Here is a 22,677-nt window from a genome sequence, read left to right as displayed (position 1 = left end):
TCGCGGGAGGTCCTCGCGCGGCCGTCCGTTGCGTAGGCTCGCGGGTGTGACCGACCGCAGTCTCGCCGCCCTGGGCTTCGCCGACGTGCCCGCCCGGCAGCCGCTGTGCTACCCCGGCCGTCCCGTCACGTCGCCCGCCCTGCTCACCGGTGGTGAGCTGTGGCCGCTGGAGCCCGCGGAGGGACGGCTGGGCAGCTGGCCGGTCCCCGGCCCGGACGGACACCGGATACCGCTGGACACCGCGCTGGCCCGGCTCGGGGCACCGGCGGCCGGTGCGCGCACCCCGGTCGTCGCGGTCGGCTCCAACGCCTCCCCCGCCCAGCTGCACCACAAGCTCTCCCGGCTGGACGACCGGTACGCCGTGCCGATGGTCCCGGTGGACATCACCGGGATCGCGGTCGGCGCCGCCGCGCACATCGGGCGCCACGGCTACGTCGCCTCCGCGCCGTACACCGCGCCGCGGCAGCGCACCGCGCTGGTGGTGAGCTGGCTGGACGCCGGTCAGCTCGCGGCGGTGGACGCCACCGAGTACCCCAACTACCGGCGGGTGCCGCTGCCCGGCGCGGACTTCCCGATGGTGCTGCCGTCCGGTGAACGGCTGGGCGGCGCGTACCTCTACACCGGGGTGCGCGGGGTGCTGCGGGACCCTGACGGCACCGCGCCGCTGCCCGGCGGCGGCGACCAGGGCGCGCTGCTGACCCGGCTGCTGGCCGCCTCGGACCGGCTGCGCGCCCTGCTCGGCCCCGATCCGCGCTCCTGGGTCCGGCGGGCGGGCGCCGACCCCGCGGTGCGGGAGGCGGGCACCCGGGCCTTCCGGGACGAGGGCTGGACGCTGCCGCTGGAGGGACTCGGGGGCGGTGCCGGGGAGGCCGGGGACGGTGCGGAGGTGCCGTCCGGGGCCCGTGATTACGATGCGCTCTCATTCCTCCGGTGAGGGGAACCGTCAACCCACCGCTATCCTCCTAACCCTCACGGGGGCTCGCGCCCCGGACCCATTTGCACGAGGGGCGGAGAATGATCGAGGCAGTCGGCCTGACGAAGCGCTACGGCGCCAAGACGGCCGTGTACAACCTGTCGTTCCAGGTGAGGCCCGGTGCCGTCACCGGCTTCCTGGGACCCAACGGATCCGGCAAGTCGACGACGATGCGCATGATCCTGGGGCTCGACGAGCCCACCGCCGGGCAGGTCACCGTGGGTGGCTACCCGTTCCGCCGCCTCCCCAACGCACCGCGTCAGGTGGGTGCCCTCCTCGACGCCAAGGCCGTGCACGGGGGCCGCAGTGCGCGCCAGCACCTGATGTGCCTGGCCCAGCTGTCCGGTATCCCGGCCCGCCGGGTGGACGAGGTCCTGGGCGTGGTCGGCCTCCAGAGCGTCGCCGGCAAGCGGTCCAAGGGCTTCTCGCTCGGTATGGGCCAGCGCCTGGGCATCGCCGCCGCCCTGCTCGGCGACCCGCAGGTGCTGCTCTTCGACGAGCCGGTGAACGGTCTGGACCCCGAGGGCATCCTGTGGGTCCGCAATCTGATGAAGCAGCTGGCCTCCGAGGGCCGCACCGTCTTCGTCTCCAGCCACCTCATGAGCGAGATGGCGCTCACCGCGGACCACCTGATCGTCATCGGGCGCGGCCAGCTGCTCGCCGATATGAGCGTCCGGGACTTCATCTCGTACAACTCCGCGGACTTCGCCCGTGTCCGTACCCCCGAGGGCGAGCCCGAGCAGCGCGAGAAACTCACCTCCGCTCTGAGCGAGGCGGGCGGCCAGGTGCTGCCCGAGCAGGACGGCGCCCTGCGGGTGACCGGACTGCCGCTGCCGCGGATCAGCGATCTGGCACACGGGGCCGATGTCCGCCTCTGGGAGCTGTCGCCGCACCAGGCGTCGCTGGAGGAGGCGTACATGCGGATGACCTCCGGCGCGGTGGACTACCGCTCCACCGTCGACCAGCGTGCCGGGCTGATGGAACCGGTCCCCGGTATGCCGCCGCAGGGCGGTGCGTACGGCTACGCCCCGGGGGCGCCCGGCCAGCCCGTGGGCCCCGGCGGCTTCCCGCCCGGCACCGTACTGCCGGGGTACGCCGAGCCGCCCGCCGCCCCGCAGGGCCACGCACCGGCGCCCTACGGTCAGCCGCAGGGCGCCGTACCGGCGGCCGCGCCCGCGGCGCCGCCCGCCGCCCCTCCGGCCGCTCCCCCTGCCTCGGCTCCCGACATGACCAAGCGCGACAGCGAGGACGCCCGATGACGACCCCGTACCAGCACCCGTCGGCGCCCGTCCCGCCGCACACGCCCCCGCACACCCCGCCGGTGCCGCACGGCGCCCCGCAGGCGCCGCAGCAGATGCCGCCGCCGTCGGCGCACCCGCACCCGCAGATGGCCGCCCCCGCGGCGCCGCAGCAGCCCGTCCCGCAGCAGATGCCGCAGCCGACGCCGCCGCCCGCCGGGGCCAACCCGTCCCAGCCGTACGCCGCCGTGGGCGGCTACACCTCGCCGATCCCGGTCCGCGGCACCCACCTCGGACACGCCCTCGCCTCCGAGTGGACCAAGATCAAGTCGGTGCGGTCGACGATCTGGACGCTGAGCGTGATGGTCGCGCTGGTGGTCGGGATCGGACTGCTGGTCTCCGCGGGCACCGGCGACGACGACTACACCACCGCTCCCCCGACCCTGCCCGGCTTCTTCGGCACCCTGCTGGGTCAGCTCTGCCTCGTCACCCTGGGCGTGCTGGTGGTCTCCTCCGAGTACGGCACCGGCATGATCCGCACCACGGTCACCGCCTGCCCGCAGCGCGGGCGCGTGCTGACCGCCAAGGCGCTGGTCTTCTTCACCCTCTCGTTCACCACCACGACCGCTGCGCTGGCACTGGTGGCGTTCGCCGGATCGGGGATGCACAGCGGCCCGGGTGTCATGGAGCCCACCGGTGAGCAGATGGTCGGCGCCACCATCGGGGCCGGGCTCTACATGTCGCTGCTCGGGCTGCTCTCCATGGCCGTCGGCTCCATGCTGCGGCACTCCGCGGGCGCCATCACCGCGATGCTCGGTGTAGTGCTGCTGCCGGCGATCCTCCCGGCGTTCCTGATGATGTCCGAGAGCCTCCAGGACCTCGGCGAGACCATGCAGAAGTACTCCTCGCCGAACGCGCTGGCGGCGCTGTTCCAGCTCTCCGACGAACTGGGCAGCGGCTGGTCGCAGCTGGGCGTACTGGCCGGGGTCACCGGCGCGGCGCTGATCGGCGCCTATGTGCTGCTGGAGAAGCGGGACGTCTGAGACACCCCGCGCGGCCGCCCGGCCCGCGGCCCTCAGTACTTCGGCGCGCTACGGGACCGCTGGAGCTTCGCGCTCCGGCGGTCCCGCGCGTTCCAGCAGGCCTTGTGCCAGTGGCGGCGGTCATCGGCCCCCGAGTGCTGCTGCCAGGCGACCACATGCGGCACCCCCGGCGGGATCCCCTGGTCACACCCCGGGCAGCGGTAGTACTTGGTGGCGGCGCCCCCGCTGATCTGCCGTACCACCCACTCCTCGCCCTGCCAGTCCTCGGTGCGCTCGAGTCCGAAGCGGTCGGCACCGTCGCGGCCGACGGGCTGCTCACCACCTCGCGGGCGGTTGCGGCGTGGAGACACGGTGACACCTCGGAAACTCGGGAGCTGGGCGACTCAAACCCGCTGAGGGCTACGGGCTGTGACCACAGTACGCGTTACGGTCACGCTTCCGGAAAGCCGTCGTCCACCCCCACTCTCCGATCATCATGAAAACTTCTTGCCAAGCCGTGCCCTTGGCACGTGTCAGGCGTTAATGCCTTCGAGGGGGGTGCGCCCGCGTCCGCGGACGTTCCGCGACAAGGAGGCAGATGGCGATGCATGTGGGGGCTTTCATCCTGGCCGCTCAATTCCCGGGCCAGGGACATCAGGAGGCGCTGCACCGGGCGGTGCGGTCGGCCGAGCTGGCCGAGGTGTCGGGGCTGGACGCGGTCTGGCTCGCCGAGCACCATTTCGTTCCGTACGGGGTCTGTCCGTCCGCGGTCACCCTCGCCGCCCATCTGCTGGGCCGCACCCGGACGCTCGGGGTGGGCACGGCGGTGAGCGTGCTGCCGACGGCGCATCCCGTCGCGCTGGGTGAGCAGGCGGCGTTGCTGCACCAGGTCTCCGGCGGCCGGTTCACCCTGGGGGTCGGCCGCGGCGGGCCCTGGGTGGACCTGGAGGTCTTCGGCGCCGGTCTGGAGGCGTTCGAGCACGGTTTCCCCGAATCGCTCGATCTGCTGCTGCGCTGGCTCCGCGAGCCCCGGGTCGGGGCGGACGGCGAGCGGTTCGCCTTCCGTGAGGTGCCGGTGGTGCCGCGCTGCGAGGATCCGCTCGGCGGCCGGGGCGCGGTCTCCCCTCCGGTCGTCGTGGCCTGCACCTCGCCCGGCAGTGTGCGGCTGGCCGCCGAGCGCGGGCTGCCCATGCTGCTCGGTATGCACTGCGGGGACGAGGAGAAGGCCGAGGCGGTCGCGCTCTGGCGGAGCTCCGCGCTCGCCGCGGGCCGTCCGCCCGATGAGGTCGAGGCGGCGGAGCATGTCTCGGCGGGGGTGGTGCAGATCGCGGACGCGCGGCCCGAGGCCGCGGAGATCCTGACCAAGGCGATGCCCGGCTGGTTACGGCAGGGGCTCGATGCCCATGTCACGGTCGACGGGCGGCAGCGCCGGATGCGCGATCCGGTGGCCTATGCGGAGTTGCTCTGCGAGCTGCATCCGGTCGGCCCGCCGCGGCTGTGCGCGGACCGGCTGGCGGCCACCGCGGAGCGCACCGGGATCCGCCGGTTCGCGCTGCTGGTCGAGGGGTCGGGCGATCTGGCGACCACGGAGGAGAATGTGCGCAGGCTCGGTGGTGAGGTGCTGCCGCTCCTGTGCTGATACACCTCCCCCAGAGGGAGCGGCAGCGGTCATCGCGTCAGCAGTCGCGCAGTTCGGGCGACTGGTTCAGCAACTGCCCCCGAACCGAGGTGAAGCGCGCGAGGCGCTCATCCGCCGACGCGTCCAACGGGAAGACGGCCACCCGGTGACAGTTCTGGAAGGCCAGCCGGACCCCGAAATGGCGCTGGAGCGCGCCGCGTATCGCGTCACTCGCCAGTGCGCGCAGCAGTTGACCGCGTGCCTGCTCGTCCGGCGGCGGCGTCTGGTTGTCGGCGAACTCTCCACCGTCCACCTTGAGCTGGGCCACCAGCGAGCTGATCATCTCCCATGCGTACGGTAGGGAGTTCCGGACGCAGTCGACGAATTCCGCTTCGTCGACCTCGCCTCGCTCGGCCTGTTCGAGAAGGGCCGGTGAGACGTCGAGCGACATGGGTTCTCCTCTCGCGACCCCGGGGTGCGGGGTCTCAGGGATGGGATGGGCGGACGGCGACGGAGCGTACCCGTCCGGCGACCGCCCGCTTCAACGGTAATTCGGCCACTGCCCCCGCACCAGGAGAACGGGCACACAACCAGCCATCACCGAACGGGTCCATCGCCGGACGAATCGCGTGGAGCCACCGGCGTCGAGTAGCGTTGCCGACCATGCGTCTCGTCATCGCCCGGTGCTCCGTGGACTACGCCGGCCGTCTCACCGCCCACCTCCCCTCGGCACCCCGTCTGATCCTCGTCAAGGCCGACGGCAGTGTGTCCATCCACGCGGACGACAGGGCCTACAAACCCCTCAACTGGATGTCTCCCCCATGCACCCTCAAAGAGGGCGATGACGATGTGTGGACGGTCGTGAACAAAGCGGGGGAAAAGCTCATCATCACCATGGAGGAAGTCCTCCATGACTCGTCGCATGAACTCGGCGTCGACCCGGGCCTGATCAAGGACGGGGTGGAGGCCCATCTCCAGGAGCTGCTGGCCGATCGGATCGAGACACTCGGCGATGGCTGGACGCTTATTCGGCGTGAATACCCCACCGCCATTGGCCCCGTGGACATTCTCTGCCGGGACGCGGACGGCGCCACCGTGGCGGTGGAGATCAAGCGGCGGGGGGAGATCGACGGAGTCGAGCAGCTCACCCGCTATCTGGAGCTGCTCAACCGGGATCCCCACCTCGCCCCGGTGAAGGGTGTGTTCGCCGCCCAGGAGATCAAGCCGCAGGCGCGGGTGCTGGCCACCGACCGCGGAATCGGCTGCGCGGTCCTCGACTACGACGCGCTGCGCGGTATCGAGGACGACAAGCTCCGCCTCTTCTGACCGGCCCGGCCACCACACCCCTCACTTCCCGCCACCCGACCGCATCCGCGCCCGGCGCGATGCGGTCGTCGGCTTGTCCTGCCGGCCGCCCCGCCGCGCGGCCGGCGGGACACGGCCTAGGCCGAGGCCGACGAGGACGGGGCGGTGGAGGTGGTCGGCGCGCTTGCCGTGGTGGAGGTCTGACCCGAGGGCGTCGGCGCCGTGGTGGACGGCGAGGTCGTCGGGCTCGGCTCGTCCGTGGGGTCGTCCGGTGTCGTCGGGGTGCTGCTCGGCGTCCGGGTCGGCCGGTGGGTGGGGCGCTGGGTCGTGGGGTCCGGCGAGGGCGACGAGGGCTTGCCGGTCTCCGAAGGCGTACCGCTGGTCGACGGGTCGTCGTCCGGGGAGGTCGGAGTGCCGGGCGTCGCGTCGGCCGGAGTGCTGGGCGAGGTGGACGACTGCGGCACCCCGGTGGACCCCGGCCGGGGGTCCTGGTCGGTGTCGCTGGTCGGCTCGTCGGCGGTGAGATCGGCGTCGTCGTCCTGCTGGGACGCCGTCCGGTCGGGCTTGACGCGGTCGCCGGGCTGGTCCTTGTCGTCGGAGGTCATCCCCAGGGTCACCACGGTGCCGAGGACCGCCACCAGGAGCGCGCCCGAGGCCACCGCTATCACGTTGCGGCGGGCACCGGCCGCCGTGAGGCGGCGCAGCCCGCGCGGACGGCCGCCGGGGGCCGCGGCACCCGCCTTCGCCGTCGGGTCCGGTGCACCCGTCGAGCCCGGTGCGCCGGTCGTGTTCCGTGCCGTCACCGCGGGGAGGGCGCCCGTCCCGGCCGCCGCGGCCGTACCGACGGAGGTGAGCGGACTGGTCGCCGCCACCTTCGGGGTGACGACGGTGATCTCGGTATCGGGGTTCCGCGCCCCCGGAACGCCCGGCACCCCCGACGCACCGGACCCGTCCCGGGCCCCCGGAGCGCCCGGCGCGGAGGCCGACTCCTCGTGCCGGGCCGCCGGGACCTCCTCACCCGCGGCCGACCGGCCGCCCCCCGCGGTGCCGAACGCGCCCGCCATCGACGATCCGGCCGTACGGTCGCTGACCAGGGCCAGTGCCCGCCGCCCCGCGACCGTGCCGCGCTTGTCGGCGAGGACGCCGCGCAGTCCGATGGACGCCTCCAGCTCCGCGCGGGCCCGGTCGAGATTGCCGGTGCACAGCGCGAGGACGCCCAGCTCGTGGTGGAAGTACGCCTCGTCGGAGACCTGTCCGGCCAGCCGGGCGGCCTCCTGGCCGTGGCGCACCGCGCGCTCCCAGGCACCCCAGTGCAGCGCGGCGGCGAAGGCGGGGGCGGCGGCACGGGCCAGGGCCACGGCGGCGTCGGCGTGGCCCGCCTCGCGGCCGGCGACCAGGGTGGTCATGGCGCCGAGGATGGCGTCCGCCTCGGCGGCCACCCGGTCGGGGGCGACCGAGGGGTGTCCGGCCCACCAGGCGTAGTGCTGGGCGACGGTGTGCGCCCGCCCGGCGGACTCCGCGGCGTCCCCGGCGAAGCCCTCGTCGGCGAGCTGGTCGGCCACACCGGCGGCCAGCCGGTAGTGCGATCCGGCGCTGGTGATCAGTCCGCAGCCCAGCAGCTCGGTGAGGGCGGCGTCCGCGTGGGTGTCCTCGGTGAGCGCGGGCAGATGGGCCTGGTGCGGCAGTTCGCCGCCGAGCGCGACCCCGAACCGCAGGGCGTCCCGGGCCGCCTCACCGAGCTCCCCGGCGAGCAGCGCGGCGGGGGCGGCGGCCTCGGCGCGGCTGGGCAGCGGTCCGCCGCCGCGCTCCTCGCGCCGCCGCAGCAGCGCGCCCGCCTGGACGAAGCGCAGCGGCAGCCCCTCGGCCGCGAACCACAGGTCCGCGGCCCAGCCCGCCTCCTCCTCCGTCAGCGGCCGGCGTACGGCGCGCTCCAGCAGCTCCAGACCGGCGGTGCGGCTGAGGCCGGAGAGGAAGACCTCTTCGAGGTGCGAGTCGGCGGAGGGCGCCGCGATCCCGGGGGTGGCGGAGATCAGGAAGGCGCATTCGGGGGTCGCGTCGAGGAACTCGTCGAGCGCGGCGCCACCGAAGTCGATGTCGTCGAGGACGACCACGGCGCCGATCTCCTGGACCGCCGCCAGCAGTCCGGCGCGGTCGGGGCGGTGGAGCGGTGCGCGGTAGACGGCGGCGTAGAGGTCATGGAGGAGATCGGTGGGGGTGCGGCGGTAGCCGGACAGCCGGACCACGCCGTCCGGGGCGAGCCGCTCACAGTCGGCGGCCACGGCCTCCAGCAGGACGCTGCGCCCGGCGCCGGAGGGACCGGTGACGCGCACCGAGCGGCCGCGGGCCAGCAGCCGGGACAGCCGCTCCCGCTCCTCCTCGCGCTCCAGCACGGGCAGCTCGTGCACGACGGTGCCGGAGGGGCGCGGCGGGGCGGCGGCCCTGCGCAGCTCGGCGCGCTCCTCGGCACTGCGCCGCCCGGGCCGGTCGGGCCGCTCACCGGGCGGACAGGGTTCTATCTCGCTGCCGTCGACGGGGTTGACGGTCAGCAGGTGGTCGCCGGAGACGATCCGGGCGGTACGGGCGGGCGCCGGGGCGTCGCTGTCCAGATGCGGCAGGAGCGGATCGCCCGGCGGTGGGGCGGGCAGGACCGACGGACCCTGGCCGTCCGCCGGGCGCGAGGACTCGGCCGGACGGGAAGCGGCCTCGTCGCGGCCGTCTTCCTCCGGTCCGCGGTTCATCGGCTCCATGGTGATGGCCCCCAGTGCGTGGCGTGCTGTGTGGCTCCCCGGCCCGCCGTCGCCTCTGGTCGGTGCCGCCGTGGGGAAAGGGCCCGGCGGTACCGAACCCTAGACCTTCTCACAGTATCCACTCCCCGGGAGGGAGGGCACGCCACCCCGGTGCCGCCCGGCCTCTCGGAGCCCGCGCCATGGCGGGATCCGAGAGGCCGGGCGTCCGCGGGTTTCAGACGCGCGGCAGGGATTCGGCCTCGAGGCCGCCCTCGATGGCCAGGATGCGGTGCAGCCGGGTGGCCACCAGCAGCCGCTGCATCTGGGGCGGGACTCCGCGCAGGACCAGCCTGCGCCCCGCCCGGCCCGCCCGCCGGTGCGCCCCCATGATGACGCCGAGTCCGGTGGCGTCCCAGGAATCCAGCTCGGTGAGGTCCAGCACCAGATCCCCACCGCCGGAGTCGACAGCGGTGTGCAGGGCCGTCCGGGCGTCCGCCGCGCTTCGGACATCCAGTCGGCCCCCGACGACCAGCTCGGTGTGGTCGCCCCTGATGTGCATATGCACTCCCCACTTCGGTGCGTCGTGTGTCGTCAATGAGCCATTCTGTCTACAGAACTGACTGCCCCTCACGCGACGAAGTTGCCGCTTGTAAGCGAACCGATACCGAATTCACCCGCGAGGGTGAGTCCTGGGCCTGGCGCGGTAACCGGGCCCGTCAGTAGCGGTAGAAGCCCTCGCCGCTCTTGCGGCCGATGTCCCCCGCGTCGACCATGCGGCGCATGCTCTCCGGCGGCGCGAACTTCTCGTCCTGGGACTCGGTGTAGATGTTCTCGGTGGCGTGCATCAGGATGTCCACGCCGGTGAGGTCGGCCGTGGCGAGGGGTCCCATCGCGTGGCCGAAGCCCAGCTTGCAGGCGATGTCGATGTCCTCGGCCGAGGCCACCCCGGATTCGTGGAGCTTGGCCGCCTCGACGACGAGGGCGGCGATCAGACGTGTGGTGACGAAGCCCGCGACATCACGGTTGACGACGATACAGGTCTTGCCGATGCCCTCCGCGAACTCCCGTGCGCGGGCGAGGGTTTCGTCACTGGTCTTGTAGCCGCGCACCAGCTCGCACAGCTGCATCATCGGCACCGGGGAGAAGAAGTGGGTGCCGACCACCCGCTCCGGGCTCCCGGTGGCCGCCGCGATCTTGGTGATCGGGATCGCGGAGGTGTTGGAGGCGAGGATGGTGTCGTCCTTGACCAGCCCGTCGAGGGTCCGGAAGATCTCCCGCTTGACCTCGACCTTCTCGAAGACGGCCTCGACCACGACATCCGCGTCGGCGGCGGCGTCGAGGTCGGTGGTGGTGGTGATCCGGGCGAGGGCCTGCTCGGCGGCCTCGGCCTCCAGCTTGCCCTTGGAGACGAACTTCTCGTACGAGGCCCGGATGCCGTCCGTACCCCGCCGCAGTGCCTCGTCGGTCACATCGCGCAGCACGACGTCCCAGCCCGCCTGTGCCGAGACCTGCGCGATGCCGGACCCCATGAGTCCGGCTCCGATGACCACGAGCTTCCTGGCCACGACACACACCCTTCGATCGACGTTGATGTGCCGGACCTTAACGCCCGTTCACCCTCCGTGGCAGCCCTTAGTAAGGCGCGTCACGGTGTGTTCTTCGCCGCATAGTTGAGCGTGCGCTCCCCGAGGAGGGAGGTGACCAACTCCAGACGGCTCAGTACCTCGCGCGCCACGTCCGCCGGTTCGCCCCCGGCCGCGATCAGCCGCTGGACGCTGTTGAACAGCACGCTGTTCACCCAGGCGAGCTGGCTGGCGACCAGCATCGGTTCGGGGTCGCCGGGGTCCGCACCGGTCTCCTCGCGCAGGGTGTCGCCGATGGCGTGGCAGGTCCGCTCGTTCATCGACATGATCCGCAGACTCAGGGCAGGTGAGTCCTGGATGACGGCCATGAAGCGCGCGAATCCCGGGCTGAGCGGGGCGTAGCTGCCGTCCTCGAGGGAGGCGCGCAGTTCCCGCAGGACGGCGACGGCGGCGGACTCGCCCACCGCGCGCTCCCTGATCCAGCCCGACAGCCGTCCCACCGTCTCCTCCTCCCGGTCGAAGAAGAGGTCCTCCTTGGCCGGGAAGTAGTTGTAGACCGTGTTCACGGACACCTCGGCGGCCTCCGCGATCTCCGCGATGGTGACCGCCTCGAACCCGCGCTCCAGGAACATCCCGGTCGCCACGTCCGAGATGTACTGCCGGGTCTGCCGCTTCTTCCGCTCCCTGAGCCCTTCCGCCATGGACCCATCCTAGCTTCGCTGGTGTCGCTTTATTTTTGGAGTCATTGCAATTTTGGAGTGGCCCTGGTTTTCTGTGCGACATGGCAGTCCTCATCACCAGCGGGCTCGCCCGCACCTTCCGGACCAAGCGCGGCCCCGTCGAGGCCGTACGGGGCATCGATCTGTCCGTCGAAGCGGGGGAGATCCTCGGCTTCCTGGGACCGAACGGCGCGGGCAAGACCACCACGCTGCGCATGCTCACCACCCTGCTCCCGCCCACCGGCGGCACCGCGACCGTCGCCGGCCACGACCTGACCCACGACCCCGCCGGGGTGCGCCGCCGCATCGGCTACGTCGCCCAGACCGGCGGCGTCGACCCGACCGTCTCCGTACGGGAGGAACTGGTCACCCAGGGCAGGCTGTACCGGCTCACCCGGCAGCGGGCCACCGACCGCGCCACCGAACTGGCCGGGGAGCTGGCCCTCACCGAGCTGCTGGACCGCCCCTGCGGCGCGCTCTCCGGCGGTCAGCGGCGACGACTGGACATCGCCCTGGGCCTGGTCCACCGGCCCGGGATCCTCTTCCTCGACGAACCCACCACCGGCCTCGACCCCGGCAGCCGCGCCGAGCTGTGGGACCTGGTCCGCCGGCTGCGCGACGAGCACGGCACCACGGTGTTCCTGACCACCCACTACCTCGACGAGGCCGACGCGCTCGCCGACCGATTGGTCATCGTCGACCAGGGGCGGATCGCCGCCGAGGGCACCTCGGCGGCGCTGAAGGCCCGGTACGGGGGCTCACCGGGGGCGACCCTCCAGGACACCTTCATCGCCATCACCGGACACGGCTCCCCACGGCGTGACACCGCCCCGCTCACCGTCTGAACACCGCATCACCCCCGCGCACCCCGCGCAGCCGTCCACAGCGGTCAACCCGCCCTCCCGGAAGGGGAATCCGTGCCCCACGTCCTGTCCGACACCGTCCTGGTCTTCGGCCGGTACGCCCGTCAGACCCTGCGCTCCACCCCCGCCCTGGTCTTCGGACTGGTCCAGCCGCTGCTCTTCCTGGTCTTCTTCGGACCGCTGCTGGAGGATCTGCCGCTGAGCGGCGACGGTGACTCCTGGCAGCTCATCGTCCCCGGCATCCTCATCCAACTCGGCCTGTTCAGCGCCTCGTTCACGGGTATCGGCCTGGTGCTGGAGAAGCGCCTCGCGATCGTCGAGCGGATGCGGGTCACCCCGGTCAGCCGGCTGGCGCTGCTCATGGGCCGGGTGCTCAAGGATGTCGTCCAGCTGCTGGTGCAGTCCCTGGTGCTGGTGGCCGTCGCCGTGGTGATGGGGCTGCGGGCCCCGGTGCTGGGGGTGGCGATCGGCTTCGTCTTCGTCGCCGTGCTCACCATCTCGCTCGCCTCGCTGTCGTACGCGCTGGCCATGCGGGTGGCCACCCCGCAGGAGTTCGCCCCCCGTGATCAACGCCGTCACCATGCCCGCGATGCTGCTGTCCGGTGTGCTGCTGCCGATGTCGCTCGCGCCGGGCTGGCTCGACGCGGTCTCCCACGCCGTGCCGTTCCGCTACCTCGTGGACGGCGTACGGGCCGCCTTCGCCGGGGAGTACGGGGACGGCAGGATCGCGGTGGCCGCGCTGGTCGCCACCGGTCTCGCGGTGGTGGCGGTGACCCTCGGCGCCCGGCTCTTCCGGCAGGCGGGGGCCTAGCCACGGCGCGTAGTCTCGGGCCCATGGTCAATCTCACCCGCATCTACACGCGCACCGGGGACTCGGGTACCACCGCCCTCGGCGATATGAGCCGCACCGCCAAGACCGATCTGCGGATCTCCGCCTACGCCGACGCCAACGAGGCGAACGCCGCGATCGGGGTGGCCATCGCGCTGGGCGGGCTGCCCGACGAGCTCACCACCGTCCTGGTCCGCGTCCAGAACGACTTGTTCGACGTGGGCGCGGACCTGTGCACCCCGGTGGTGGAGAACCCGGAGCATCCGCCGCTGCGCGTCGAGCAGAGCTACATCGACAAGCTGGAGGCGGACTGCGACCGCTTCCTGGAGCAGCTGGAGAAGCTGCGCAGCTTCATCCTCCCCGGCGGCACCCCCGGTGCCGCGCTGCTGCACCAGGCGTGCACGGTGGTCCGCCGCGCCGAACGGTCCACCTGGGCGGCGCTGGAGACCCACGCGGACTCCATGAACCCGCTCACCGCCACCTATCTCAACCGGCTGTCGGACCTGCTGTTCATCCTGGCCCGCTCGGCCAACAAGGAGGTCGGCGACGTGCTGTGGGTGCCCGGCGAGAACCGCTGACACCACGCGGCCCGGACGATGCGAACGGGGCCGGAACCGGGCGCTCCCCGGTTCCGGCCCCTACCACGACGGCCCTCACTCCGGGAGCGAGGAGCGGACCCGCTCCGGCGTCCGCTCCCGCTCCGGCTCCCGCTTCGGCCACAGCGTGTAGCTCATCGCGATGACCGCGTTGATGCCGATGACGAACAGCATCCTGGTCTGCCACTCGCGCAGCGAGCCGATCTCCCCGTCGTCCCCGACGTACCAGATCGCACCCTGCAACAGCGCGATCGCGATCACCGACGCCAGCATCCAGCGCAGCGCGGTCTTCCACTCGTGCACCGCCCGCGCCGTCCCGTACTTGGGCGGCTTCACCGGCGGCGGACCGCCGAAGAAGCGGTGGGCCACCCGGGCGTCCACCCACGAGATCGTCTGATGGCCCAGCGCCACGGAGAAGCCGATGTAGACGGCGGCGAGCCCGTGTTTGAAGTCCGGTTCCGCACCGTTCTTGAGGTCGATCGCGGTCGCGACGAACAGCACCAGTTCCAGCAGCGGCTCGCACAACAGCACCGCGACGCTCGCCTTCGGCATCTTCGCCAGGTACCGCAGGCCCAGCCCGATGGCCAGCAGTACCCAGAACCCGACCTCACAGGCGATGATCAGCGCGACAATCACGGATGGCTCCTCTCGCTCTCCCCTTCCACGCTCCCGTGCGATCCGGGCCGCCGCGTCGTCGCGGGCGATGAGAACCGACTGCATCCTTCGATGTACCCCGGCTTGTCCCGGCCCCGCCCCCGAGCGGAGGATCACCCGCCGTCGCCCGTGATGGGATGGGCGTCATGCCGTCCCGCCCCCGTCCGCTCCAGCGTCCGCACCGCGACGATGTGCTGATCAGCCTCGCCGGACTGGTCGGTGGAGTCGTCCTGTGGTCGCTCGGGCTGGTAGGCGGGGATTCGTTCCCCCGGGAACCGGAGGCCCTCACCCTGGTCCCGCTGGTGGTGATGACCGGGGCCGAACTGCTGCGCAGGACCGCCCCCGCGGTCGCGCTGTGCGTGGCGGTGCCCGCCCTCGCCGGCGACCAGCTGGCGGGCTCGCTGATCGCCACCATCGTGATGTTCACCGATGTGCTCTACGCGGCGGTGGTGTACGGGACCCCTGCGATGGCCCGCAGGATCCCGCTGGCCACGGTCTATCTGACGGTCGTGGCCACGGTCGTGCCGATCGCGGTCTACCGCACCCCGGCCTCCCTGCTCATCGGCGTGGTGGTCGGCCTGGTGGCGCTGACGCCCGCCTGGACCGGCTGGGCCATCCGCGAGCACCGGGAGGCCGCCGCCGCCGAACGGCTGCGCGCCGAACAGACCGCGCTCCTGGCCGAACTGGACCGCCGCGAGGCGGTCACCGCGGAACGTGCCCGGATGGCCCGGGAACTCCACGACATGGTGGCGAACCACCTGTCCGCCATCGCCATCCACTCCACCGCCGCGCTCTCCCTCAAGGACGCCGCCGCCACCGAACAGGCCCTCGGTGTCATCCGGGAGAACAGCGTGCACGGCCTCGCCGAGATGCGCCGGCTGATCGGTCTGCTGCGCGACGCCGGGGACGGGGGCGCACCCGCGCCCGCGCCCACCCTGGACGCCCTGGACACCCTGCTGGACCAGGCGCGCGCCACCGCCGCGGCGGGCTCCGGCGGCCAGGAGTTCGTCCTGCGCGATGACCGCCCCGGGGGCGCCGCCCCGCTGCCCGCTCCGGTCGGGCTGGCCGCCTACCGCATCGTCCAGGAGTCCCTGACCAACGCGCTGAAGCACGCGGGACCCGGACGGGTGGAGGTCACCCTCGCCCGTCTCCCGGACGGCCCGGTGGAGGTCGGTGTCACCAGCCCGTACGACGAGGACCGCGCGGCGCCCCGGGCGCCCGGCTCCGGCAGCGGGCTGATCGGGATGCGGGAGCGGGTCTCGCTGCTCGGCGGCACCCTGGAGACCGGACCGGCGGACGGCCCCTCGGGCCGGGTCTGGCGGGTCCGGGCCACCCTGCCGCTCACCTCCGAGAACGCCCCCGAGACCGCCCACTCCCCCACCGACCAGGAGCCGCAGTGACCCAGCCGACCACCCCGCCGCGGACGGTCCGCGTGCTCGTCGCCGAGGACCAGGCCGCGGTGCGCTCCGGGCTCGTCCTCATCCTGGGGTCGGCGCCCGGGATCGAGGTGGTCGGCGAGGCCACCGACGGCCTCCAGGCGGTGGACATGGCCCGGTCGCTCCGCCCCGACCTGGTGCTGATGGATGTGCAGATGCCGCGTCGTGACGGGGTGTCGGCCACCCGGGAGGTGGTCGCGGAGGGGCTCGCCGATGTGCTGGTGCTGACCACCTTCGACCTCGACGAGTACGTCTTCGGGGCGCTGCGCGCGGGCGCCGCGGGCTTTCTCCTCAAGGACAGTGACGCGGCGACGCTGATCGAGGCGGTCCGTACGGTCGCCCGCGGTGAGGGACTGATCGCCCCGGCGGTGACCCGCCGGCTGATCGCCGAGTTCGGCAGAGCGGGCTCGGTGCCCTCCCCGGGCGGCGCCGACGCGGCGGCGCTCGGCGCGCTCACCCCGCGCGAGCGGGAGGTGCTGGGCGCTCTGGGTCAGGGGCTGTCGAACGCGCAGATCGCGGCACGGCTGACCATGGCGGAGGCCACCGTGAAGACGCATGTCAGCAGGGTGCTGGCCAAACTGGACCTGCGCAGCCGGGTACAGGCCGCGGTACTGGCCCAGGAGCTGGGAGTGGAAGGCCCTAGGCCACGTTGACCCGGCGGCCGGGCGGGGCCGCCTCCAGCCAGGCGAGGAAGCCGGTCAGGGCGTCCTCGCTCATCGCCAGCTCCAGGCGGGTGCCGTGGTGCAGACAGGCGAGCACCACCGCGTCGGAGAGCAGCGCGAGCTCCTCCTCGCCCTTGGGCGTACGGCGCTCCAGCACCTCGATGGCGTCGCGCTCCAGCAGCTGGCGGGGGCGGAAGGCGTAGGAGAAGACCCGGAACCACTCGACGCGGTCGCCGTTGTAGCGGGCGACCCCGTACACCCATCCCTTGCCGTTGGAATCGGACCGGCCCTCGCCGTCCGGGCTCCAGCGCAGTGAGCAGTCGAAGGTTCCGCCGGAGCGCTGGATCAGCCGCCGCCGCAGACCGAAGACGAAGAGTCCCACCACCACCAGCGCGACGACCACGCCGCTCACGAGCAGAGCGAGGACCATCTTCACCGACCTCCTCGCGTCATCCGGAAAACCGCACCTGCATTACCTCAGCCGCGGACCGCTGAAGCAAAATTCCAGCGAGGTCCGCGGCTGAGGTTCTCGACCGTACGTGACAGGCTCAGTGCACTCCCGCCACCGCGCGCAGTCGGACATCGGCGCGCCGCTCGGCGGCGGCGTCCGCCTCCGCCTTGGCACGCTCCAACGCCCGCTCCGCGCGCTTGACATCGATCTCGTCGGACAGCTCCGCGACCTCGGCCAGCAGCGAGAGCTTGTCGTCCGCGAAGGAAATGAACCCGCCGTGCACCGCGGCGAGGACGGTTCCGCCATCGCTCGTACGGATGGTCACCGGACCGGACTCCAGCACACCGAGCAGCGGCTGGTGGCCGGGCATCACGCCGATGTCACCCGATGTGGTGCGCGCGATGACCAAGGAGGCCGTGCCGGACCAGACACTACGGTCCGCCGCGACCAGCTCGACGTGCAGCTCAGCAGCCAACGTGGCTCCTCGGGTCTACCTGCCGGGTACGACAGGGCTTTCGTCACAGAATAACGGGCGTTCGGAGAGGGGTGGGACCGGGCCCACCCCTCTCCGTGAGCACGGGGCTCAGGAGACGCCCAGCTCCTTGGCCTTCGCCTTGAGGTCGTCCAGGCCACCGCACATGAAGAACGCCTGCTCCGGGAAGTGGTCGAACTCACCGTCGGCGATCGCGTTGAACGCGGCGATGGACTCGTCCAGCGGAACGTCCGATCCGTCGAGACCGGTGAACTGCTTCGCCGCGTGGGTGTTCTGCGACAGGAAGCGCTCGATACGGCGGGCGCGGAAGACGGTGAGCTTGTCTTCTTCGCCGAGCTCGTCGATACCCAGGATGTTGATGATGTCCTGGAGGTCCTTGTACTTCTGCAGGATCGACTTCACGCGCGAGGCGCAGTCGTAGTGGTCCTGCGAGATGTAGCGCGGGTCCAGGATCCGGGAGTTCGAGTCCAGCGGGTCCACCGCCGGGTAGATGCCCTTCTCCGAGATCGGCCGGGAGAGCACCGTCGTCGCGTCGAGGTGCGCGAAGGTGGTCGCCGGAGCCGGGTCGGTGAGGTCGTCCGCGGGGACGTAGATCGCCTGCATGGAGGTGATCGAGTGACCACGGGTCGAGGTGATGCGCTCCTGGAGGATGCCCATCTCGTCGGCCAGGTTCGGCTGGTAGCCCACCGCGGAGGGCATACGGCCGAGCAGGGTCGAGACCTCGGAACCGGCCTGGGTGAAGCGGAAGATGTTGTCGATGAAGAACAGCACGTCCTGCTTCTGCACATCGCGGAAGTACTCCGCCATGGTCAGACCGGCCAGCGCGACCCGCAGACGGGTGCCCGGGGGCTCGTCCATCTGGCCGAAGACCAGTGCGGTCTGCGGGAGAACGCCGGACTCGGCCATCTCCTCGATCAGGTCGTTGCCCTCACGGGTGCGCTCGCCGACACCGGCGAACACGGAAACGCCCTCGTGCAGCTTGGCCACACGCATGATCATTTCCTGGATGAGGACGGTCTTGCCGACGCCCGCGCCGCCGAACAGACCGATCTTGCCGCCCTTGACGTACGGGGTCAGCAGGTCGACGACCTTCAGACCGGTCTCGAACATCTCGGTCTTGGACTCGAGCTGGTCGAAGGCCGGGGCCTTGCGGTGGATGGACCAGCGCTCGGTGACCTCGGACTCGGCCTCGGGCTCGTTGAGGATCTTGCCGAGGGTGTTGAACACCCGGCCCTTGGTGACATCGCCGACCGGCACCGTGATGCCGTCGCCGGTGTCGGTCACCGCCGCCTGGCGGACCAGACCGTCGGTGGGCTCCATGGAGATGGCGCGGACCAGGCCCTCGCCGAGGTGCTGGGCGACCTCGAGGGTCAGCGTCTTGGTCGCGCCCTCGGTCGTCGGGTCGGCGACCTGGACGGTCAGCGCGTTGTAGATTTCCGGCATCGCGTCGACGGGGAACTCCACGTCGACGACCGGGCCGATGACCCGCGCGACGCGGCCCGTCGCCGTGGCCGTCTCAACAGTGGTGGTCATAGTTGTCAGTCACTCCCCGCAGAGGCGTCGGCCAGAGCGCTCGCGCCACCGACGATCTCGCTGATTTCCTGGGTGATGTCGGCCTGGCGGGCCGCGTTGGCAAGCCGCGTGAGCGACTTGATCAGTTCTTCGGCATTGTCGGTCGCCGACTTCATCGCCCGCCGGGTGGCCGCGTGCTTGGAGGCGGCGGCCTGGAGGAGGGCGTTGTAGATGCGCGACTCGACGTACCGCGGCAGCAGGGCGTCGAGGACGTCCTCCGCCGACGGCTCGAAGTCGAACAGCGGGAGGATCTCGCCCTTCTTGGCCGACTCCTCCGCCGTGTCCTCGAGGCTGAGCGGCAGCAGCCGGCTGTCGACCGGCGACTGCGTCAGCATCGACACGAACTCGGTGTACACGATGTGGAGCTCGTCCACACCGCCCTCGGCCGTCTGCTGGAGCACGGCCTCGATCAGGGGACCCGCGATCTTCTTGGCGTCCGCGTAGGTCGGGTTGTCGGTGAAGCCGGTCCACGCCTCCGCGACCTTGCGCTCGCGGAAGCCGTAGTAGGCGACGCCCTTGCGGCCGACGATGTAGGTGTCGACCTCCTTGCCCTGCGCGGTGAGCCGCTGGGTGAGCTGCTCGGCCGCCTTGATGACGTTGGAGGAGTAACCGCCGGCCAGACCCCGGTCGCTCGTGATGAGCAGCACGGCGGCCCGCGCCGGGTTGTCGGTCTCCGTCGTCAGCGGGTGCTGGGTGTTGGAGCCGGTGGCGACCGCGGTCACCGCCCGGGTGAGCTCCCCGGCGTACGGAGTCGAGGCCGCCACCCGGCGCTGCGCCTTGACGACGCGCGAGGCGGCGATCATCTCCATCGCCTTGGTGATCTTCTTGGTCGCGGAGACGGACTTGATCCGCCTCTTGTAGACCCGGAGCTGGGCACCCATGCTCAGCCCTCGCCCAGCAGCTTGCCGTCCGAGGTCTCGAACTGCCGCTTGAAGGTGTCCACCGTCTCGCCGAGCGACGCGATGGTGTCGTCGGACATCTTGCCGCCCTCGACGATGCTGGTCAGCAGACCCTTGTGCTCACGGTGCAGGTAGTCCAGCAGCTCGCGCTCGAAGCGGCGGACGTCCTCGACCGGGACGTCGTCCATCTTGCCGTTGGTGCCGGCCCAGACGGAGACGACCTGGTCCTCGGTGGAGAACGGGGCGTACTGCGTCTGCTTCAGCAGCTCGACCATGCGCGCACCGCGCTCCAGCGACGCCTTCGAGGCCGCGTCCAGGTCGGAACCGAAGGCGGCGAACGCCTCCAGCTCGCGGTACTGGGCGAGGTCCACACGGAGGCGGCCGGAGACCTGGCGCATCGCCTTGTGCTGGGCGGAGCCACCGACTCGGGAGACCGAGATACCGACGTTCAGCGCGGGGCGCTGCCCGGCGTTGAACAGGTCCGACTCCAGGAAGCACTGGCCGTCGGTGATGGAGATGACGTTGGTCGGGATGAACGCCGACACGTCGTTGGCCTTGGTCTCGACGATCGGCAGACCGGTCATCGAACCGGAGCCCATCTCGTCGGAGAGCTTGGCGCAACGCTCCAGCAGCCGCGAGTGCAGGTAGAAGACGTCACCCGGGTAGGCCTCACGGCCCGGCGGGCGGCGCAGCAGCAGCGAGACGGCGCGGTAGGCGTCGGCCTGCTTGGACAGGTCGTCGAAGACGATCAGGACGTGCTTGCCCTGGTACATCCAGTGCTGACCGATGGCCGAGCCGGTGTAGGGGGCCAGGTACTTGAAGCCCGCCGGGTCGGACGCCGGGGCGGCGACGATGGTGGTGTACTCCAGCGCACCGGCCTCCTCCAGCGCGGCGCGCACGCCGGCGATGGTGGAGCCCTTCTGGCCGATGGCGACGTAGATGCAGCGGACCTGCTTCTTCGGGTCGCCGGAACGCCAGTTGTCGCGCTGGTTGATGATCGTGTCGACGGCCAGCGCGGTCTTGCCGGTCTGACGGTCACCGATGATCAGCTGACGCTGGCCGCGGCCGATCGGGGTCATGGCGTCGACGGCCTTGTAGCCGGTCTCCATCGGCTCGTGCACCGACTTGCGGTCCATGACCGTGGGGGCCTGCAGCTCGAGGGCGCGGCGGCCCTCGGTCTCGATCTCGCCGAGGCCGTCGATCGGGGCACCCAGCGGGTCGACGACGCGGCCGAGGTAGCCCTCGCCGACGGCGACCGAGAGGACCTCGCCGGTGCGCTGCACCTGCTGGCCCTCCTCGATCCCGCTGAACTCTCCGAGGACGACCGCACCGATCTCGCGCTCCTCGAGGTTGAGGGCGAGACCGAGGGTGCCGTCCTCGAACTTCAGCAGTTCGTTCGCCATGGCCGAGGGAAGTCCCTCGACCTTCGCGATGCCGTCGCCGGCAACGCTGACCGTACCGACCTCCTCGCGCGAGGCCGCGTCCGGCTTGTACGCCTGGACAAAGTTCTCCAGCGCGTCCCGGATCTCCTCCGGCCGGATCGTGAGCTCCGCCATCTGGGTTCCCTGCTCTCCTTGTTGGGCCCGAAGTATCTGACTACGGCCCAACTCGGGCCGCTTACATGCTTGTTGAGTTGGTGGCTGTGTCAGCCGGCCATCCGGCGGGCCGCCTCGTCGAGGCGGTCCGCGATGGTCCCGTTGATGACCTCGTCGCCGATGCGCACCGCGATCCCGCCGAGGACCTCCGGGTCCACGTCGAGGTTGAGGTGGACCTGGCGGCCGTACAGCTGGGCCAGAGCCGCGCCGAGGCGCTGCTTCTGCTGATCGCTGAGCGGTACCGCCGAGGTCACGACCGCCACCGTCCGGTCGCGGCGTGCCGCGGCCAGCTTGGTGAGCTCGTCGAGACCCGCTTCCAGGCTACGTCCGCGCGGCTGGGTGACCAGACGCACCACGAGGCGCTCGGTCACCCCCTCGGCCCGGCCGCCGAGCAGCCGGCGCACCAGGTCGGCCTTGGCCGTGGTGCTCGCGTTCCGGTCGGACAGCGCGCTGCGCAGCTCCGGCGAGGAGGAGACGATCCGGCTGAACCGGAACAGCTCGTCCTCGACGTTGTCGAGGGTGCCGGCTCGCTGGGCCGCCACGAGGTCGGCGCAGGCCGCCAGCTCCTCGACCGCGTCCGCGAGGTCGCGCGGACGCGACCAGCGGGTGCGGACCATGCCGGAGACCAGGTCGACGGTCTCGCCGCCGACCTGCCCACCCAGCAGGCGTCCGGCCAGCTCGGCCTTGGCCTCGCCGGGCTGCGCCGGGTCGGTGAGGACCCGACGCAGGGAGACCTCGCGGTCGAGCAGCGCGGTGACGGCGGCCAGCTCATCGGCGAGCTTCGTGGCGTCGACGGACGTGTTGTCCGTCAGCGCGTTGAAGCGCTCACGCGCGGCTGCCAGTGCCTCCCTGCTCGCTCCGTTCATCGGCCGGCCTCAGCCTTCGAACCGTCCGCGGCCTTCGCCTCGAGGTCATCGAGGAACCGGTCGATGGTGCGGCTCTGCCGGGCCACGTCCTCGACCGACTCGCCGACGATCTTGCCGGCCAGGTCGGTGGCGAGCTTGCCCACGTCCTGGCGCAGCGCCTGAGCGGCCTGCTTGCGGTCGGCCTCGATCTGGGCGTGACCGGCAGCGATGATCTCCTCACGCTGCCGCTGGCCCTCCGCGCGCATCTCGGCGATGAGCGCGGCACCCTGCTCCTGCGCCTCCTGGCGCAGGCGAGCGGCCTCGTGACGGGCGTCGGCGAGCTGGGCGCGGTAGTCCTCGAGGACCTGCTGGGCCTCGGCCTGGGCGGCCTCGGCCTTCTCCATCCCGCCTTCGATCGCCTCGCGACGCTGCTCCAGAACACGGTTGATGTTCGGGAGGAGCTTCTTCGCGAGGAACACGAAGACGATGGCAAAGGCGATCAGGCCGATGACCAGCTCCGGGATCGGCGGGATGAGGGGGTTCTCCTCCTCAGCCGCCACCTGTACCAGGGCGTTCATCTCAGTGCCTTCCGTCTGTG

The 22,677-nt window shown here is 71.7% G+C and carries 23 protein-coding genes and 1 pseudogene; 10 read left to right on the top strand and 14 right to left on the bottom strand.

All coding sequences use genetic code 11. From position 1 onward, the window contains the following. The first annotated feature begins 46 nt into the window (after positions 1-46). The 3 genes from AC07FT_RS13215 to AC07FT_RS13205 all read left to right on the top strand — a co-directional run bounded on the left by AC07FT_RS13215 (position 47) and on the right by AC07FT_RS13205 (position 3,254). A complete protein-coding gene (locus AC07FT_RS13215; RefSeq protein WP_479176342.1) occupies positions 47-934 on the top strand; it encodes a hypothetical protein in 888 nt (295 codons plus the stop codon). Between the two features lie 80 nt (positions 935-1,014). Next, positions 1,015-2,232, top strand: a complete 1,218-nt coding sequence (locus AC07FT_RS13210; protein WP_479176341.1) for an ABC transporter ATP-binding protein — start codon at positions 1,015-1,017, stop codon at positions 2,230-2,232. Then, positions 2,229-3,254 (top strand): ABC-2 transporter permease, encoded by a 1,026-nt coding sequence (locus AC07FT_RS13205; RefSeq protein ID WP_479176340.1) that lies wholly within the window; start codon positions 2,229-2,231, stop codon positions 3,252-3,254. The genes AC07FT_RS13210 and AC07FT_RS13205 overlap by 4 nt, the downstream gene beginning before the upstream one ends. Before the next feature lie 32 nt (positions 3,255-3,286). Here AC07FT_RS13205 and AC07FT_RS13200 read toward each other — a convergent pair whose 3' ends face one another. Continuing rightward, positions 3,287-3,604, bottom strand: coding sequence for an ATP/GTP-binding protein (locus tag AC07FT_RS13200; RefSeq protein ID WP_479176339.1), 318 nt, complete (start codon positions 3,602-3,604; stop codon positions 3,287-3,289). Positions 3,605-3,837: 233 nt separating this feature from the next. Between AC07FT_RS13200 and AC07FT_RS13195 the strand changes: the two genes are divergently transcribed. Beyond that, complete coding sequence (locus AC07FT_RS13195) at positions 3,838-4,872, top strand: LLM class flavin-dependent oxidoreductase (protein ID WP_479176430.1); 1,035 nt, start codon at positions 3,838-3,840, stop codon at positions 4,870-4,872. A gap of 37 nt (positions 4,873-4,909) precedes the next feature. Here the strand turns inward: AC07FT_RS13195 and AC07FT_RS13190 are convergent, their stop codons facing one another. After that, a complete protein-coding gene (locus AC07FT_RS13190; protein WP_254738582.1) occupies positions 4,910-5,302 on the bottom strand; it encodes an SCO5389 family protein in 393 nt (130 codons plus the stop codon). A gap of 212 nt (positions 5,303-5,514) precedes the next feature. Between AC07FT_RS13190 and nucS the strand changes: the two genes are divergently transcribed. Beyond that, positions 5,515-6,177, top strand: coding sequence for an endonuclease NucS (nucS, locus tag AC07FT_RS13185; RefSeq protein ID WP_037951157.1), 663 nt, complete (start codon positions 5,515-5,517; stop codon positions 6,175-6,177). A 116-nt stretch (positions 6,178-6,293) separates the two neighbouring features. Here nucS and AC07FT_RS13180 read toward each other — a convergent pair whose 3' ends face one another. The 4 genes from AC07FT_RS13180 to AC07FT_RS13165 all read right to left on the bottom strand — a co-directional run bounded on the left by AC07FT_RS13180 (position 6,294) and on the right by AC07FT_RS13165 (position 11,166). Continuing rightward, positions 6,294-8,903, bottom strand: coding sequence for an ATP-binding protein (locus AC07FT_RS13180; RefSeq protein ID WP_479176338.1), 2,610 nt, complete (start codon positions 8,901-8,903; stop codon positions 6,294-6,296). A 214-nt stretch (positions 8,904-9,117) separates the two neighbouring features. Then, positions 9,118-9,441 (bottom strand): STAS domain-containing protein, encoded by a 324-nt coding sequence (locus tag AC07FT_RS13175; RefSeq protein WP_254738755.1) that lies wholly within the window; start codon positions 9,439-9,441, stop codon positions 9,118-9,120. A 157-nt stretch (positions 9,442-9,598) separates the two neighbouring features. Then, complete coding sequence (locus AC07FT_RS13170; RefSeq protein WP_254738578.1) at positions 9,599-10,447, bottom strand: 3-hydroxyacyl-CoA dehydrogenase family protein; 849 nt, start codon at positions 10,445-10,447, stop codon at positions 9,599-9,601. An 80-nt stretch (positions 10,448-10,527) separates the two neighbouring features. Continuing rightward, complete coding sequence (locus AC07FT_RS13165; RefSeq protein ID WP_479176337.1) at positions 10,528-11,166, bottom strand: TetR/AcrR family transcriptional regulator; 639 nt, start codon at positions 11,164-11,166, stop codon at positions 10,528-10,530. A gap of 80 nt (positions 11,167-11,246) precedes the next feature. Between AC07FT_RS13165 and AC07FT_RS13160 the strand changes: the two genes are divergently transcribed. The 3 genes and pseudogenes from AC07FT_RS13160 (at position 11,247) to AC07FT_RS13150 (ending at position 13,454) form a co-directional block, all read left to right on the top strand. Continuing rightward, positions 11,247-12,029 carry an ABC transporter ATP-binding protein gene (locus AC07FT_RS13160; RefSeq protein WP_479176336.1) on the top strand — a complete coding sequence of 261 codons (783 nt, stop codon included), beginning with the start codon at positions 11,247-11,249 and terminating at the stop codon, positions 12,027-12,029. A 72-nt stretch (positions 12,030-12,101) separates the two neighbouring features. Then, positions 12,102-12,858: pseudogene (locus AC07FT_RS13155) on the top strand (ABC transporter permease). Positions 12,859-12,881: 23 nt separating this feature from the next. Continuing rightward, complete coding sequence (locus AC07FT_RS13150; protein WP_479176335.1) at positions 12,882-13,454, top strand: cob(I)yrinic acid a,c-diamide adenosyltransferase; 573 nt, start codon at positions 12,882-12,884, stop codon at positions 13,452-13,454. A gap of 75 nt (positions 13,455-13,529) precedes the next feature. Here AC07FT_RS13150 and AC07FT_RS13145 read toward each other — a convergent pair whose 3' ends face one another. After that, on the bottom strand, positions 13,530-14,108 hold the full coding sequence (locus tag AC07FT_RS13145; RefSeq protein ID WP_479176334.1) for a hypothetical protein: 579 nt from the start codon (positions 14,106-14,108) through the stop codon (positions 13,530-13,532). A 164-nt stretch (positions 14,109-14,272) separates the two neighbouring features. On the opposite strand from AC07FT_RS13145, the gene AC07FT_RS13140 reads away from it, so the two are divergent. After that, positions 14,273-15,526 carry a sensor histidine kinase gene (locus AC07FT_RS13140; protein WP_479176333.1) on the top strand — a complete coding sequence of 418 codons (1,254 nt, stop codon included), beginning with the start codon at positions 14,273-14,275 and terminating at the stop codon, positions 15,524-15,526. Continuing rightward, positions 15,523-16,215: a response regulator gene (locus AC07FT_RS13135; RefSeq protein WP_479176332.1), complete on the top strand. Its 693-nt coding sequence runs from the start codon at positions 15,523-15,525 to the stop codon at positions 16,213-16,215. The genes AC07FT_RS13140 and AC07FT_RS13135 overlap by 4 nt, the downstream gene beginning before the upstream one ends. Here the strand turns inward: AC07FT_RS13135 and AC07FT_RS13130 are convergent. The 7 genes from AC07FT_RS13130 to AC07FT_RS13100 form a co-directional block, all read right to left on the bottom strand. Continuing rightward, entirely contained in the window at positions 16,202-16,654 is a 453-nt protein-coding gene (locus AC07FT_RS13130) for a DUF2550 domain-containing protein (RefSeq protein ID WP_471193691.1), read from the bottom strand. The two genes, AC07FT_RS13135 and AC07FT_RS13130, sit on opposite strands and share 14 nt — an antisense overlap. 118 nt (positions 16,655-16,772) lie before the next feature. Further along, on the bottom strand, positions 16,773-17,150 hold the full coding sequence (locus AC07FT_RS13125; RefSeq protein WP_254738560.1) for a F0F1 ATP synthase subunit epsilon: 378 nt from the start codon (positions 17,148-17,150) through the stop codon (positions 16,773-16,775). 108 nt (positions 17,151-17,258) lie between these two features. After that, entirely contained in the window at positions 17,259-18,701 is a 1,443-nt protein-coding gene (gene atpD / locus AC07FT_RS13120) for a F0F1 ATP synthase subunit beta (protein ID WP_471193693.1), read from the bottom strand. A 5-nt stretch (positions 18,702-18,706) separates the two neighbouring features. Beyond that, positions 18,707-19,621, bottom strand: coding sequence for a F0F1 ATP synthase subunit gamma (locus AC07FT_RS13115; protein ID WP_479176331.1), 915 nt, complete (start codon positions 19,619-19,621; stop codon positions 18,707-18,709). A gap of 2 nt (positions 19,622-19,623) precedes the next feature. Beyond that, positions 19,624-21,195, bottom strand: a complete 1,572-nt coding sequence (gene atpA / locus AC07FT_RS13110) for a F0F1 ATP synthase subunit alpha (RefSeq protein WP_479176330.1) — start codon at positions 21,193-21,195, stop codon at positions 19,624-19,626. Positions 21,196-21,284: 89 nt separating this feature from the next. Continuing rightward, entirely contained in the window at positions 21,285-22,100 is an 816-nt protein-coding gene (locus AC07FT_RS13105; protein WP_479176329.1) for a F0F1 ATP synthase subunit delta, read from the bottom strand. After that, positions 22,097-22,657, bottom strand: coding sequence for a F0F1 ATP synthase subunit B (locus AC07FT_RS13100; protein ID WP_479176328.1), 561 nt, complete (start codon positions 22,655-22,657; stop codon positions 22,097-22,099). The genes AC07FT_RS13105 and AC07FT_RS13100 overlap by 4 nt, the downstream gene beginning before the upstream one ends. Between the last annotated feature and the right edge of the window lie 20 nt (positions 22,658-22,677).

The organism is Streptomyces sp. NPDC045899 (genome assembly GCF_056431485.1).
Note: the sequence above shows the minus strand (reverse complement) of the source record. Positions and strands in the feature narration are given on the sequence as shown.